11 protein-coding genes and 1 other annotated feature are annotated in these 13,827 nt (G+C 51.3%); of the genes, 2 read left to right on the top strand and 9 right to left on the bottom strand.

The genetic code is table 11. The features are described 5' to 3' along the window. Nucleotides 1-86: 86 nt before the first annotated feature. Complete coding sequence (gene rpsT, locus MKY82_RS09325; RefSeq protein WP_053489175.1) at nucleotides 87-359, top strand: 30S ribosomal protein S20; 273 nt, start codon at nucleotides 87-89, stop codon at nucleotides 357-359. Nucleotides 360-593: 234 nt separating this feature from the next. Here rpsT and holA read toward each other — a convergent pair whose 3' ends face one another. From holA to MKY82_RS09295, 6 genes are all read right to left on the bottom strand, one after another. Then, complete coding sequence (gene holA, locus MKY82_RS09320; RefSeq protein WP_194541617.1) at nucleotides 594-1,613, bottom strand: DNA polymerase III subunit delta; 1,020 nt, start codon at nucleotides 1,611-1,613, stop codon at nucleotides 594-596. 296 nt (nucleotides 1,614-1,909) lie between these two features. Continuing rightward, nucleotides 1,910-3,175: a zf-HC2 domain-containing protein gene (locus MKY82_RS09315; protein WP_339295997.1), complete on the bottom strand. Its 1,266-nt coding sequence runs from the start codon at nucleotides 3,173-3,175 to the stop codon at nucleotides 1,910-1,912. After that, the gene (locus MKY82_RS09310) at nucleotides 3,172-3,720 is read right to left on the bottom strand and encodes a sigma-70 family RNA polymerase sigma factor (protein ID WP_036644490.1); all 549 of its coding nucleotides are present in this window, start codon (nucleotides 3,718-3,720) and stop codon (nucleotides 3,172-3,174) included. Before MKY82_RS09310 ends, MKY82_RS09315 begins: the two co-directional genes overlap by 4 nt. Before the next feature lie 188 nt (nucleotides 3,721-3,908). Continuing rightward, nucleotides 3,909-6,632 (bottom strand): ComEC/Rec2 family competence protein, encoded by a 2,724-nt coding sequence (locus MKY82_RS09305; RefSeq protein WP_339295996.1) that lies wholly within the window; start codon nucleotides 6,630-6,632, stop codon nucleotides 3,909-3,911. Nucleotides 6,633-6,748: 116 nt separating this feature from the next. Then, nucleotides 6,749-7,267 carry a dCMP deaminase family protein gene (locus tag MKY82_RS09300; RefSeq protein ID WP_100535884.1) on the bottom strand — a complete coding sequence of 173 codons (519 nt, stop codon included), beginning with the start codon at nucleotides 7,265-7,267 and terminating at the stop codon, nucleotides 6,749-6,751. Between the two features lie 48 nt (nucleotides 7,268-7,315). Beyond that, nucleotides 7,316-7,972 carry a ComEA family DNA-binding protein gene (locus tag MKY82_RS09295; protein ID WP_194541615.1) on the bottom strand — a complete coding sequence of 219 codons (657 nt, stop codon included), beginning with the start codon at nucleotides 7,970-7,972 and terminating at the stop codon, nucleotides 7,316-7,318. 172 nt (nucleotides 7,973-8,144) lie between these two features. Between MKY82_RS09295 and comER the strand changes: the two genes are divergently transcribed. Beyond that, the gene (gene comER / locus MKY82_RS09290) at nucleotides 8,145-8,987 is read left to right on the top strand and encodes a late competence protein ComER (RefSeq protein WP_071222895.1); all 843 of its coding nucleotides are present in this window, start codon (nucleotides 8,145-8,147) and stop codon (nucleotides 8,985-8,987) included. Here comER and leuS read toward each other — a convergent pair. From leuS to MKY82_RS09275, 3 genes are all read right to left on the bottom strand, one after another. Next, complete coding sequence (gene leuS, locus MKY82_RS09285; protein ID WP_339295995.1) at nucleotides 8,968-11,409, bottom strand: leucine--tRNA ligase; 2,442 nt, start codon at nucleotides 11,407-11,409, stop codon at nucleotides 8,968-8,970. The two genes, comER and leuS, sit on opposite strands and share 20 nt — an antisense overlap. An 89-nt stretch (nucleotides 11,410-11,498) precedes the next feature. Continuing rightward, nucleotides 11,499-11,751: a binding site (T-box leader), on the bottom strand. Nucleotides 11,752-11,791: 40 nt separating this feature from the next. Continuing rightward, nucleotides 11,792-12,673: an AraC family transcriptional regulator gene (locus tag MKY82_RS09280; protein WP_216533798.1), complete on the bottom strand. Its 882-nt coding sequence runs from the start codon at nucleotides 12,671-12,673 to the stop codon at nucleotides 11,792-11,794. Nucleotides 12,674-12,750: 77 nt separating this feature from the next. Then, entirely contained in the window at nucleotides 12,751-13,824 is a 1,074-nt protein-coding gene (locus MKY82_RS09275) for a Gfo/Idh/MocA family oxidoreductase (RefSeq protein ID WP_339295994.1), read from the bottom strand. Nucleotides 13,825-13,827 lie beyond the last annotated feature (3 nt).

The raw sequence follows: 13,827 nt of genomic DNA, 5'->3' as shown, positions 1-13,827 counted from the left end.
ATTGCTTTTTGTCCACCCCCATGCTAAAATATTTTAAGTTGTGAATCATTTCGCTCTATTGAAATGCCTTACAGGAGGTGAATGTAATGCCAAACATCAAATCCGCGATTAAACGTGTAAAGACAAGTGACAAACGCCACGCGCTTAACATTTCTCAAAAATCCGCGCTTCGCACAGCTGTTAAAACTGCTGACGTAGCGTTGAACGGTACAGAAATCGAAGCTGCTAAAGTTGCTTTCCAAGCTGCTTCCAAGAAGCTTGATAAAGCCGTTACGAAGGGCCTGATCCATAAGAACGCAGCTGCCCGCAAAAAGTCCCGTCTGGCGAAAAGACTGAACGCTCTTACGTCCCAAGCGTAAGTAACGTTTGTTGAATACGACATGGAAAAAGCCCTGAACAGTTCACGCTGCTCAGGGCTTTTTGTGGTACATTGATCGACATGCTCTTCTCGGTAGACAGACCGCTATATAGCGGACGTTTCTTGCGGGATCAGGAAGGCGAGCTTCTGTTGTCCTTGCTTTTGGATTTCTAAAGAAAAAGAGCGTATTGACTGCTCCTGCAGCCGTACGCTCTTAACTTGTTGCGGATGGTCTTTACGCCCCAAGCCGCAGCAAAAACAATTCAATGCCCAGCACCTTATCCACGGCCCCGGTCTTCATCTGGTAATCCAGATTCGCCAGATGGTTCAGTATGCCTTCAAGGCGAGCTGTCTCAAACTTTCGGGCTTGCTCGCCCGCAATCTTCACCGCATAGGGATGCAATCCGATCTGGGAAGCAATTTGCTGCTGTGAGTAGCTCTGGGTGGATAAAGTCTTCACCTGCAGAATAATCCGGAACTGTCTGGTAATCAGCGCAGCAATCTTGATCGGCTCTTCGCGCTGCTTCAGCAGTTCGTAATAAATTCCGAGCGCCTTGTCCAATCGAAGATTCGCAATATCCTCTACAAGCGCAAATACATTCTGTTCCGTACTGCGCGCCACCAGCATTTCCACGGTTGCGACATCAATCACACCGCCAGCGCCAGCATATAAGCACAGCTTTTCGATCTCACCTGATAATGCCTGAAGGCTGGTTCCCGCATTTCGCACGATCGCTTCCGCCGCACCTTCCCGCAACGTGCAGTCGCTTTTCTTTACCTGCTTGTCCACCCAGCGAAGCAAATCCTCCCCGCCCAAAGGCATGAAGGACAAAGCAACCCCCGATTTCTTGACTGCCTTGACTACCTTCTTCCGTTCATCCAGCTTTTCTTGTCCAACCATAAAGACAATCACACTATAATCAGCAGGATTGGTCAAATAGTCCAGCAAAGCCTCTGGACGATGATCCACTTTCCCGTTATCTTTTGCTGCGGTAAAAAAAGCCGTATCCCTGACCATGATCAGTTTTTTTTGAACCATAAAAGGAACCGTCTCCGCTTCTTCAATAACGGTTTGAATCGGAACTTCCCCTAAATCCATATGAACGAGGGCAAAATCACGGTCTTCTTTCGGGATTAGCTGGGCTTCCAGAAATTCGGCGAATTCCTTCATTTGAAATTTCTCGCTGCCATACAACAAATAGACGGCAGACACCTCTCCCTGCTTAACCGCCTTGGCCGCCGCTTTGGCATCCATCGGCGTCCCCCCTTTCTACTCTGTACACTATACCAAAAAAGTGTGCTTGAATGCGAGACGACAAGATAAAAATGCAATCGTCCGCACGAAAACAAAGAGACCTCGGCTTTGGCAGCGGCAAGGTCCCTTCGTCCCAACACATCTATATAAACGCCGGCAAGTATGCTCTAGAAACACCTCGCCGCCGGTCATACGACGGTAGTTGGTATCATGCTCTCTCTAATATATAGTGTATTCATATCTCCCGGCATTGGTGCACCGATTGTATATATCTCTGAACATTTCTCTGAACATCTCTATGATTTAGGCTGCTTCTGCCCCGTAGATGCCGGTGGCTGGGACTTCTCAATGGAATAGACGGATTCAACCAATTCGTTATCGGTCTGCACCTTATACTTGAACGTTAAGCCATCCTCGGACCATTGACCGGATACCCAGCTTCCGCCGAGCGGAATTGTTTCAACCGTTTCAACCGCATCAGGCGAAGTTTGGCTTCCCGATGGCAGACGATAGATAATCAGATGATCGGCCTCGAGCGAGGCTCGGTAGAGACCATCCGGGGACGACCACTGTTCCGGCACCATCGCCAGTCCTTGGTACGATCCGGATGACCTGTCGGATGATTCGGCGCTTTCCATGACCGCATCACCGGCAGGATCGCTAATTGGAGGCAGCATCTCAGACGTGGTATCCGGTTCCGTAGGTGACGTCTGGACATCCATGGTTTCAGAACCCTGCTCAGATTCATTCGCCGGAGGGTCAGACGGACTTCCGGTATCGGTTTTTGGCACCTCATTGTTGCTCGTCGCAGGTTGGTCTGGCGCTTGGGGTTCCCCAACATCTTTCATCTGAACCGGTTTATCGGGTGCTGTAACATCTTTATTGGTGCCATCAGCCGCATCCGATGGCTCCTGTGTTGCCTTCGTATCATTCGAGGCAGGGTCGGAATTGGCTTCCGGTGACGATTCCGATGGCGAACTCCGCAGACTTGCGGATGAATCGTTCCCATCATTCGATTCGCCACCCGTCTCCGTGCCGCCTTCGGCGGCAAACGGCTGAGCCATTTCCTGATTCTGCGTGGCAGCCGATTCGTCATTCGCCCCGGCACTGGTCGTGCTAGCCTCTTCGTATGGAAGCTCCGCATCGGATAACATCTTCGGTTCATTATTAAAAATCGCTACGCCGAGAATAAGTACAGCCGCGGCGGCCCCGATAGCAGTTCTACCGCCAATCGTGCTCCACCAGCTGCCCGCACGTCGCGGACGCCGCATTTCCGGCATCATTTCGGCTGGCTCCTGGCTTTTCAGTGCTGGAGGTACGACAAGGTTCTGGCGATCACGGTCAATGGCATCCAGTCTAGGCATGATAGCGTCTACCAGACTGACAGGCGGGGTTACGGCCGGAAGATCCTCAAGCTCTCTGTTCAATGATTTCAATATATTAAAGGTCTCCGCACACATGGGGCACACGGCAATATGCTGATACATTTGGGCCGTCTCCTCCGAAGTGAGATCCCGGTCCAAATACCGGTGCATACGTTCCACCACCTCTTGGCAATTCATCCTGATACACCACCTTTCTGATGCTCTTGGAGCATATTCTGCAGCTGCTGCCTGGCCCTGAACAAATAGGATTTTACCGTATTGAGCGGGAGGTTCAGACAATCAGCAATTTCGTTGTAGGATAGATCCTGCAAATACCTTAAGACAATGACCGTACGATGATGGTCCGGCAGTTGATTAATGGCTTCCTGAATATCCTGAGCCAGATATCCCGACATCACTTCCCGTTCTACATCGAGATTATCCCGAAACACCAGATCATGTTCATCGATGGAAACCGTCGGCTTTGTCCTGCGGAATTTATCAATGCATATGTTGGTGACAATCCGTTGGACCCAAGTTTTGAACTGAGCCTTCTCCTCGTAGGAGTTAATCTTCGTATATACACGTATAAGTGCTTCCTGGGCTGCATCCATAGCATCCTGTTCATTGTTTAAAATGTAATAAGCAGTTCGGTAAACATGTTGCTCAATTTCTCGCAATAGGGTGATTAGAGCGTCGCGATCGCCCGATTGAGCGGCTCTTATGAGTCCCTGCTCCACCACAGTGGATCCCCCTCTCCCTGCATACATACAGACGGATAAAATTAAAAAAATGTTGCAGTATGTAACCTATTATTTTTTTAGGAAACTTCATCTAACTATACCAAATATAAAGATTATAGTCACCGCTGCATTTTTCCTATTAAAGATCATACTACGAATCGATGTCCCAAGGACAGCAGGCTGTTTATTCAAGGAAGCTTCGTGCGCGTGTCAATATGTCCATCCTTGATCCTCATCTGTATTTCACCGTGAAGATTGGTCTGATAGATGAGATTCGTGGAACGTTCCAACCGCCCTACCACATCCGGATGAGGGTGGCCGTACATATTGTTGACACCAGCGGAAATAACCGCTGCCTTCGGCTTCCATGCATTCAGCCATAGCGCGGATGTCGAGGTTTTGCTGCCGTGATGGGCAACCTTCATGACATCGATGCGGTCACCGGCAGCAGCAAGCGGTGAAATGATATCATCTTGTGAAGAACGTTCCTCTAGATACAACAATATTTTATGTTCGGCAGCTTGGTCTGTGTCACCCGTAAACAGGATCCGGCTGCCGTTCATTTGAAGGACAAATACTAGTGAAGCATGATTCTGCTCCTTAATCAACGGTAATGGTTTTATGGTTTCTCCACTTTCTGGGAAAATAGGCGCTAGAAATTGGATTTCCGTATGGCTGTCAAGCTTCCATACTTCCCGATCCACTCCAGCCTCGTATATGGGAATGTGCTGCTGTACGGCGGTTAACATCAGCTTCCGGAAGGAAGCGGAGTCAGTCAAGGTCCCGTTAAACACAACTGATTTTACCGGGATTTCCTGCAAAACAGCTTGAAGACCGCCTATATGATCCTGATCTCCATGGGACATGATGACAGCCTCAAGCTGGTGCACGCCCCTTTTTTTCAACAGCGGAACCACCACCTTCGCTCCCACCTCATACGGGGCCTTCCTTTCCTTCCAAGCATCCTTTTCCTTACGAAAATTCACCGTTCCACCACCGTCAATGAGAATATGCTTGCCCTTAGGTGTTGTTACCAGGATCGAATCCCCTTGTCCTACATCCAGAAATTGCACGAGTCCCGCTCCGTGCATCGATGGAGATTGATAGCCGCCGTACAGCAAAAAAACCAAAGCTGCGGACAGCAGGACGATCGCGGCTCTCGCTGCATAGCGTTCAATATAATCACTGGCGCGAAAAAAACCTCTCCATCGCAACGCACCGGCCCATTGATCCACGAGCGGAAACATGCCGGTTGCCCCAGACAAATCTCTTTTACTATCCAAGGATACGCGTCCTTCCAATGGAACGGTATCGTCCGATCCGATCCGCTCTCCTTCGCCATTTTCGGATCTCATCTTCAGAATGGAGAGCAGCGAATACAGCACAACAAAATAACATAAGATCCAGGCTAACGACGGGGACGGCCACAACGTCATCAAAGCGGATGAACCATTCATCCATTCAACGACACGGAACGTCATTTGGTTTAACCATTCGGTCACAGCTGCCAACCAGCCAGCTCCGCGCATCCATACCCACCCCATCAGCAAAGACACCATTCCTAACGGAAGAACGACAAGGCTAATCACCGGAACCAGGATCAAATTGGCGAAGACGGATATCAGCGACACCTGGTTAAAATAATAAATGGTTAGGGGAAAGGAGATCAGCTGCGCTACGACCGTAATTCCGACGGTTCCCGCAAGCCAGCGGGGCAAGAATGACAGCAGCGGCATCAGCTTCGGTACGAAGATCATCAAGCCTGCCGTTACGATGAATGACAGCTGAAAGCTGACGTTCACGAGAAAATACGGGTTCCACAGCAGCATGACGAGCGCGGCAACACTAAGAATATGCAGTCCATCCTTCAAAAGTCGCCGCCGTGCGGCATACAAACCGATCATCCCCATGATGCCGGCACGGATAATAGAAGGACTTGCCCCAGTAAGCAGGACATAAACGGGAATCAGCCACATAACCACAGTCAGCGAGGTCTCCCTCGTCATTCGAAGGGTTGTGCATACGAATAAGAGGCATCCCACAATCACTGCCACATGCATGCCTGATATCGCAAGAATGTGAGTCAATCCCAAACGCGAGAACCCCATAAACGTATCGGGATCCAAATCATCCTGATTGCCAATCACAAGTCCCTTCATATACCCTGCATGGATTCCGCCATACAATTGATCCAGCTTGCCCCCGAGCTTATGCCGAACGGCATCCGTCCATCTTAGAATATGACTTACATTCCAGCTGTCAGGCGAGGTGACCTTCGCTAGGTCAGAGCCCTTCACTTTGATCATCCAATGAATCTTCTGGGTTCGCAAATATTGAGCATAATTAAATCCGTCAAAATTGCGAGCTTCTCCAGGTTTTTGCAGCTCTCCGGTCAGCTCTATGCGGTCCCCGCGCTGCCATCGCTGAACTATCTCCAGCTCCTTTTTGTCCATTAGTTTCACTTGAACCCTGACGATATCATCCGTCTTCAGCAAGGTGCCGTTATCCGGATTCGCTTGTTTTTGGGACTCTGGAGGCTTTGTTAGCTTGAGATCAGCTTGATGTAGGGCAACATTGAAATCCGCGCGGTCGCCATCCACTTCTATTGGGGTTGTGATTACACCAAAGGCAGTAACAGGAACAGCGTCCGTCGATGTCTCCCCTGAGAGGACCGGCTCAAAATCACTTACATTGGCCGCGTCATGCCATTCCCAGTAAGTACCCGACATGCACAAGGAGAACAGCATGCAGAGCGTAAAAAGCCGCCCTGCCCCAGCCCAATGACATACAGCAAACAGGATGAGAATCAGCCCGGCTGCAATCATGGCCAGCCTCCATCCGTCGTACAGGCATGCAGCACCGCTGCCGATTACCCACATCACGGTAAACACAAGTAATGGCCTTCGCTTCATGATTCCAACAAATCCCTTCATCATTAAATAAAAAAGGACCCTTGCCTGCATATCGCAGTCAAAGGTCCTTCCTCTGTGACTTTCTATTCATTTTGTTCCGTAACCTTATACATGAATCATTCCGCTACCGTCATCAAGGTTTCGCGCGGCGGCTCATACGCTTCAAGCTGCCGGAACAAAATCCCCTTCTGTTCCATCATGCGGGACACCTTGCCCGAATCCTTCGGATAAGGACGGTGGAACACAACCTCGACAATGCCGCTGTTGGCAAGCATATTCGCACAGGTCCAGCAGGGCTCATCCGTCACGTACACCGTGCTGCCTTCCCGATCGATCCGGTCCGTGAATAACAGCAGATTCTGCTCGGCATGAATCGTCCGGATGCAGCGCTGTTTCTTCACCATGCTCTCCTTGCCGTCCTGCACGACCAGTTCATAATCCTCGGCGATCATACAGCCCGCTTCCGAGCAATCAGGCACCCCCATCGGCGCGCCGTTATAAGCCGTCCCGAGCAGCTTCTTCCCCTGCACCAGCACCGCCCCGACATGACGTCGCGGGCATTGGGAGCGGGTTGAAACCATAAAGGCAATATCCATGAAATAAGTATCCCAATCTTTACGTTGATCTGCACTCATCATCTGTCACCTGTTCCTTATCAATATCGCCTTTATTGTAGCACATAGCTAAAGTCCAACGTAAGGCTTCATCTTCTCCAGCATTTTGGGCCCGATGCCCTTTACGTTCATCAAGTCGGCCTGACTTTTAAATGGACCGAACTGATTCCGATAATCGATAATGGCCTTGGCCTTCGCTTCGCCAATGCCAGGCAGCTCCATAAGCGTTGCAGCATCCGCCGTGTTGACATTAATCAATCTGGATGGATCCGTAGCTGCTGGTGACTGCGCTGCACCGTTAACAGGAGTTTGTTGCTGTAAATGCTGAGTGACACCTTCAACCTGAGGCGGTACAAGGGGCGAAGAAGGTTGACCAGAAGCCGAAGACGATGCCGTATGGTCTGCTATACCGCTCCCTGCCGCTCCTTGGTCTTGGTCTGGCATGGAGTCCTTCACATTACTGGCAGGCTCGATCTGCCCCGCCTGCGTGCTCTTTGCAGCAGTCTTCGAATCCGTTCCGGCTCCAGACGGTTCCACATCCTTCTGCCGGGAATCAGCCCCGGACGTCTTCACACCCGCATTCTCTTCGGCCGCAAGCACCTGCTCCAGCTGATCGTTCAGCGGCTGCCAGCCCTCGATCCCCTGATCAACACCGCCGGCAAACAAGATGAACCCGCAGCCCGCAATCGTTGCGGCAAGACTCCAACCTAAAGATATCCTTTTCATCGATTGACCTCTCCTTAACATTAAAGTTCATTTTGTACAAACTCAGGAATATTCTTCGGTTTCCCCACCGAAATCGCAGGAAAAACCGTCATGAATCGGCATCTTCCCCGCATACATTAAACGTAAGGACGGTACATTTCTGCCGTAAAGCGCGAAAGGAGGGAACATACACATGAAGGTCGGTTTTATCGGTACGGGCAGCATGGGTAGTCTGTTGATCGATGCCTTCATTCAATCGGGCGCACTCCTGCCTGAGCAGATTCGGGTCAGCAACCGAAGTCCTGAAAAGCCGATGCAGCTGGCAAAACGTCATCCCGGTCTGACGGTATGCAGCTGTAACACGGAGACGGCTTCTCAGAGCGACCTGCTATTCCTATGTATAAAGCCGCTTGAATTCAAATCTGTCATCAGCGAAATCAAAGATCGGCTTGAAGTCCGGCAAATCGCCATATCCATCACGAGTCCGGTCCAACTGATCCATCTGGAATCATCGCTGCCCTGCAAGGTGGCGAAAATCATACCGAGCATCACCAACCTAACCGGAGGCGGAGCATCGTTATGCATGTACGGTTCCCGAATAAAAGAAGAAGACAGGCAGCTTATAGAAAGCCTCCTGTCTTATATCAGCAGGCCGCTCGAGATACTGGAATCGCACACGCGAATCACTTCCGATTTCTCCAGCTGCGGACCTGCTTTTTTAAGTTTATTCATGGAAAAATGGATCGACGCTGCCGTTGAAATGACCGGAATCGACCGCAGAACCCTTAATGCATTAGCCGGAGAAATGCTGCTTGGCACCGGCAAGCTGTTAACGGAGGAGGGCTTCTCCCCCGAACAGCTGCAAGAGCGGGTTGCGGTTCCCGGAGGCATCACGGCTCAGGCTTTGGCACTGCTGGATTCTAACCTGAACGGATTGTTCTACCAATTGATCCAAACCACACACGACAAGTATGAGGAGGATTTGGCAAAACTGGATGCTGCCTTCGGTTTTACGATTAACCGGCCACGATATTGACCAGTTTGCCCGGTACGGCAATGACTTTGCGAATACTCTTTCCTTCCAGCGCCTGCTTGACATTCGGAAGGGAGAGGCTATGTTGTTGCATGGCTTCTTGGTCCATGTCTTTCGAGATTTTGGCACGTTCTACGATTTTGCCGTTAACTTGAACGACAATCTCCACTTCGGCCTCTACAGTCCAAGCCTCGTCATACTCCGGCCATGGCACGTAGGTTACGCTCTCCGTGTAGCCTAAACGGCTCCACAGCTCTTCAGCCAGGTGAGGGGCCAGCGGGGAAAGCAGCTGCACGAAGTTCTCCATCGCTTTGCGCGGAAGCTCTTCCGTCTTGTATCCCTCGTTGATGAATACCATCAGCTGGCTGATCGCTGTGTTAAAGCGCATATGTTCAAAGTCTTCGGTCACTTTCTTAATCGTTTTGTGCAGTGTACGTCTGAAATCATCCGTACCCTCGCCTTCCACGATTTTAGGGTTCAATTGACCGTCGTCCCCGATAAACAGGCGCCATACGCGGGAGAGGAAACGAAACGTTCCTTCAACGCCGTTGGTGTTCCATGGCTTGGTTGCTTCCAGCGGCCCCATGAACATCTCGTACACGCGCAGCGTGTCGGCTCCGTATTCGTTAACAATATCATCCGGATTGATGACATTGCCGCGGGATTTACTCATTTTTTCATTATTGTTGCCCAGGATCATACCCTGATTGACCAGCTTCTGGAAAGGCTCCTTCGTATCGACAACACCCAGGTCATACAATACTTTGTGCCAGAAGCGAGCATACAGCAAATGAAGCACCGCATGCTCCACACCACCGATGTACAGGTCAACCGGCAGCCATTCCTTCTGCTTCTCCTTGGAGCACAATTCATCATTATTGCGTGGATCGATATAACGCAGGTAATACCAGCAGCTGCCTGCCCATTGCGGCATCGTATTCGTCTCGCGGCGGGCTTTCATGCCGGTTTCGGGATCTACCGTTTCCACCCACTCCGTAACGTTAGCCAGCGGTGATTCGCCGGTACCGGATGGTTTAATCTGATCCACATCCGGCAGCAGCAATGGAAGCTGATCCTCAGGCACGGTCTTCATCGTTCCGTCTTCCAGATGCAGAATCGGAATCGGCTCACCCCAGTAGCGTTGACGGCTGAACAGCCAGTCGCGCAGACGGTAAGTTACCTTCTTCTTGCCCTTGCCCTCTTGCTCCAGCCATTCATTCATCGCCTGGATAGCCTCTTCATTGTCCAACCCGTTCAGGAAGCCGGAATTCACATGCGCGCCACTGCCGCTGTATGCTTCCTCCTCGACATTTCCACCCTGAACGACTTCAATAATCGGAAGACCGAATTGCTTCGCAAACTCCCAGTCACGACTGTCATGACCCGGAACCGCCATAATGGCACCCGTTCCATAGCCGGCAAGCACATAATCCGCGATCCAGATCGGCACTTTAGCGCCGTTTACCGGATTAATGGCGTATGCACCCGTGAATACACCGGTTTTATCCTTGGCCAGATCCGTCCGCTCCAGGTCGCTTTTACGTGCTGCTTGATCTTGATAAGCCTTGACGGCTTCACGCTGATCGGCTGACGTAATCTTATCTACGAGGTCATGCTCCGGCGCCAGAACGCAGTAGGTTGCCCCGAACAGCGTATCCGGACGGGTCGTGAACACCTCCAGATGACCATCGTAACCTTCGACGTCAAAACGAACCTCAGCGCCTGTGGATTTGCCGATCCAGTTGCGCTGCATATCCTTCAGGCTTTCGCTCCAGTCCAGTTCATCCAGATCTTCAAGGAGACGATCCGCGTATTCGGTAATGCGCAGAATCCATTGGCGCATCGGTTTACGTACGACCGGATGGCCCCCGCGTTCGCTCTTGCCGTCGATGACCTCTTCGTTCGCAAGCACGGTACCGAGCGCTTCGCACCAGTTCACCGGCACTTCAGCCACATAGGCAAGGCCGCGCTTATAAAGCTGGATAAAGATCCACTGGGTCCATTTATAATATTCCGGATCGGTTGTGCTGATCTCGCGGTCCCAGTCATACGAGAAGCCCAGAGATTTGATCTGGCGGCGGAACGTATCGATATTCTGCACGGTAAACTCGCGAGGATGTTTGCCTGTGTCCATGGCATACTGCTCCGCTGGCAGACCGAAGGCGTCCCATCCCATCGGATGAAGCACGTTGTATCCGCGCATCCGCTTGTAACGGGACACGATGTCAGTCGCCGTGTACCCCTCCGGATGCCCTACGTGCAGGCCTGCTCCTGATGGATACGGAAACATATCCAGCGCATAAAATTTCGGTTTGGATGATGAATCTTCCGTTTTAAAGGTTTTGTTCTCATCCCAGTATTGCTGCCACTTCGGTTCGATGGCCTGCGGCTGATAGCCGTGGCCGGTTGGTTGATTGTCCGTCATACTCCATTGCTCCTCCTTCACAGTCAAGAGGCAAGGCCTGTGCCGTTGCCCAAAAAAACAAAAAAACCTCATCATCCATAGCGCTGATCGCTAGGGACGAGAGGTTTGATTCCCGTGGTACCACCCTAGTTAGCCAAAGGCATGCTTTGCCTTTCACTCCCTTTGCATCCTTATCGCGGATGAGACGACGATGCTTCAGCGGCCGAATCTGCCGAAATACAGCGGCCGGGTTAACACCATTGCTCCGAGGCGAGTTCATTCCTATCGTCAACCGGTTTTCACCAGACACCGGCTCTCTGCATGATCGAAAGTGGAACGATTGATCCTCATCATCGCGTTCATATTACCGTTTTAATGTGGCTATTATACCCAAAAAGTCCGATCAAGTCAACGAAAGCTCTTCCCCGCTTCTGCGATAATATTCCGGCGTCGTCCCGACCATGGCTTTGAACATCCGGCTGAAATGAGCCAAATGCTTGAAACCTGCCGCCTGGCTGATCTCCGTGATGCTGAGATGCGGATGGAGCCTGAGCAAAATTTTAGCTTGGTTAATCCGCCGGTGATACAAATATTTAAACACCGTCGTTCCGGTAACCTCCTTAAATAAGGAGGATAAATAGTGTTTCGTAATATGCATATCGCGGGCAATTTGCTCCAGCGTCAGATCCTGCATATAATGTTCCTCGACGAACGATACGACATGCTGGACATGCCGCTCTTTCTCGGAGATGGAGTCCTGATCCTGCACAGCGTCCTGACACCAGTCCGCGATGACGTACATCATCTCCTGAATACGCAAGGTCATCCGTTCCTGGCGAAAACCGGCCGTGGATGCCGAGAGGCGATGTATATCGGCCAACATGCCTTCGAATTCGTCCCGATTGGCCCCTGTCAGTGTCATGCGATGATTTCGCAGCGATTCGAAGGGATCCAGCAATATCGATTTGGCCGTCTCCGAAAGCCCTTTGCAGATCCAGGCCGGATCGAAATGCAGAATGCTTCTGACGTATCTGGAATCGGGCTCAACATTCGGACAATGGAGCGTAAGCCCGTTCATCAGGAGCAGATCCCCCGGTTTCAGGGTGAAAACGGAATCGCCGATCAAATAAGTGCAGCGTCCTTCATGGAAATAATAAATTTCATAAAAAGCATGCGAGTGAAACTGCCCTCCCGACAGCGGCTGTTCATTGTAATAGGTCAGATCAAACGGCGCTTGCAGCTGCATGCGGTCAAAGCCTGGCATCATATCGACAGATGAGGTCATCTAGAGAATCGCCCCTTTAGCGATTTTGGAGTTATATAACCCACAACGTAACGGGGTTTTCTCTATTATAAATGATTTTATGGAATGCGCACGGCCTCATTTTGGGCGATGACGCACAATTCTCCGGCTTTGAAGGCATGCTCCTGGGACATGGCATGCTCCGTGCGTTCCAGACAATCCAGGATAAGCTCCCCGAAGAATGGATAGCCCACCTTGCCTTGAAGCTCCATATGAAATTCTCCCTCGCCATTAACCAGGTACAGATGATCACCCTGCGGATGCCTGGCGATATCGATGTATTTGCGAAGCTCGATGTATCCTTCCGTCCCCAGAATAAAGGTTCTTCCGTCGCCCCAGGTGCCAAGGCCCCCGGGTGTCAGCCAGTCGACTCGGAAATAATTCGTGGCCCCGTTGTCTCCCACAAGCGTTGCATCTCCGAAATCCTCCAGCTCCGGGTAATCCGGATTCGCGTAATTCCCTACCTTGCTGCTGAGCACCTTGGCATCACGGCAGCCCGCAAAAAACAAAAATTGTTCAATCTGGTGGGAGCCGATGTCACACAGAATCCCCCCGTACTGTTGATGACGGAAAAACCAGTCCGGACGGGAGGATGCGTTTAAACGGTGCGGCCCTGTTCCCATCACTTGCACCACTCGCCCGATCGCCCCGTCCTGGATCAGCTTCCCGGCATGGACGGCACTCTCCACATGCAGCCGTTCACTGTAATAGACCATGTACTTCTTGCCTGTCTCCTCGGCTTTCGCGCGAGCAGCGTTCACCTGCTCCAGCGTCGTGAAAGGCGTCTTATCCGTAAAGTAATCCTTGCCATGCGACATGACCTTCAGGCCAAGCTCGCATCGTTCCGAAGGAATGGCGGCAGCCGCTACCAGACGCACTTCCGCATCCTGAAGCACCTGTGACTCGGACGAGGCAACGGTTACACTTGGATAAGCCTTGCAAAAAGCCGCAACCTTCGCGGGATCTGGGTCATACACCCACTTTAGCGTCGCCCCTGCCTCGATCAATCCGTTACACATACCGTATATATGTCCATGCTCCAGCGACATAGCGGCAAAAACAAACTCTCCGGGCTTGCATACCGGCTGGGCCTTGCCCACCGGCGCATACAGCATTCCATTACTGCGGTCCATACC

The organism is Paenibacillus sp. FSL W7-1279, assembly GCF_037969845.1.
Taxonomy (GTDB): Bacteria; Bacillota; Bacilli; order Paenibacillales; family Paenibacillaceae; genus Paenibacillus_AQ.
Note: the sequence above shows the minus strand (reverse complement) of the source record. Positions and strands in the feature narration are given on the sequence as shown.

What these genes read in the sequence shown, in the direction of transcription:
- rpsT (WP_053489175.1), top strand. Translation starts at nt 87, where the DNA reads ATGCCAAACATCAAATCCGCGATTAAACGTGTAAAGACAAGTGACAAA.
- holA (WP_194541617.1), bottom strand. Translation starts at nt 1,613, where the DNA reads ATGGATGCCAAAGCGGCGGCCAAGGCGGTTAAGCAGGGAGAGGTGTCT.
- MKY82_RS09315 (WP_339295997.1), bottom strand. Translation starts at nt 3,175, where the DNA reads ATGAATTGCCAAGAGGTGGTGGAACGTATGCACCGGTATTTGGACCGG.
- MKY82_RS09305 (WP_339295996.1), bottom strand. Translation starts at nt 6,632, where the DNA reads ATGAAGCGAAGGCCATTACTTGTGTTTACCGTGATGTGGGTAATCGGC.
- MKY82_RS09300 (WP_100535884.1), bottom strand. Translation starts at nt 7,267, where the DNA reads ATGAGTGCAGATCAACGTAAAGATTGGGATACTTATTTCATGGATATT.
- MKY82_RS09295 (WP_194541615.1), bottom strand. Translation starts at nt 7,972, where the DNA reads ATGAAAAGGATATCTTTAGGTTGGAGTCTTGCCGCAACGATTGCGGGC.
- comER (WP_071222895.1), top strand. Translation starts at nt 8,145, where the DNA reads ATGAAGGTCGGTTTTATCGGTACGGGCAGCATGGGTAGTCTGTTGATC.
- leuS (WP_339295995.1), bottom strand. Translation starts at nt 11,409, where the DNA reads ATGACGGACAATCAACCAACCGGCCACGGCTATCAGCCGCAGGCCATC.
- MKY82_RS09280 (WP_216533798.1), bottom strand. Translation starts at nt 12,673, where the DNA reads ATGACCTCATCTGTCGATATGATGCCAGGCTTTGACCGCATGCAGCTG.
- MKY82_RS09275 (WP_339295994.1), bottom strand. Translation starts at nt 13,824, where the DNA reads ATGGACCGCAGTAATGGAATGCTGTATGCGCCGGTGGGCAAGGCCCAG.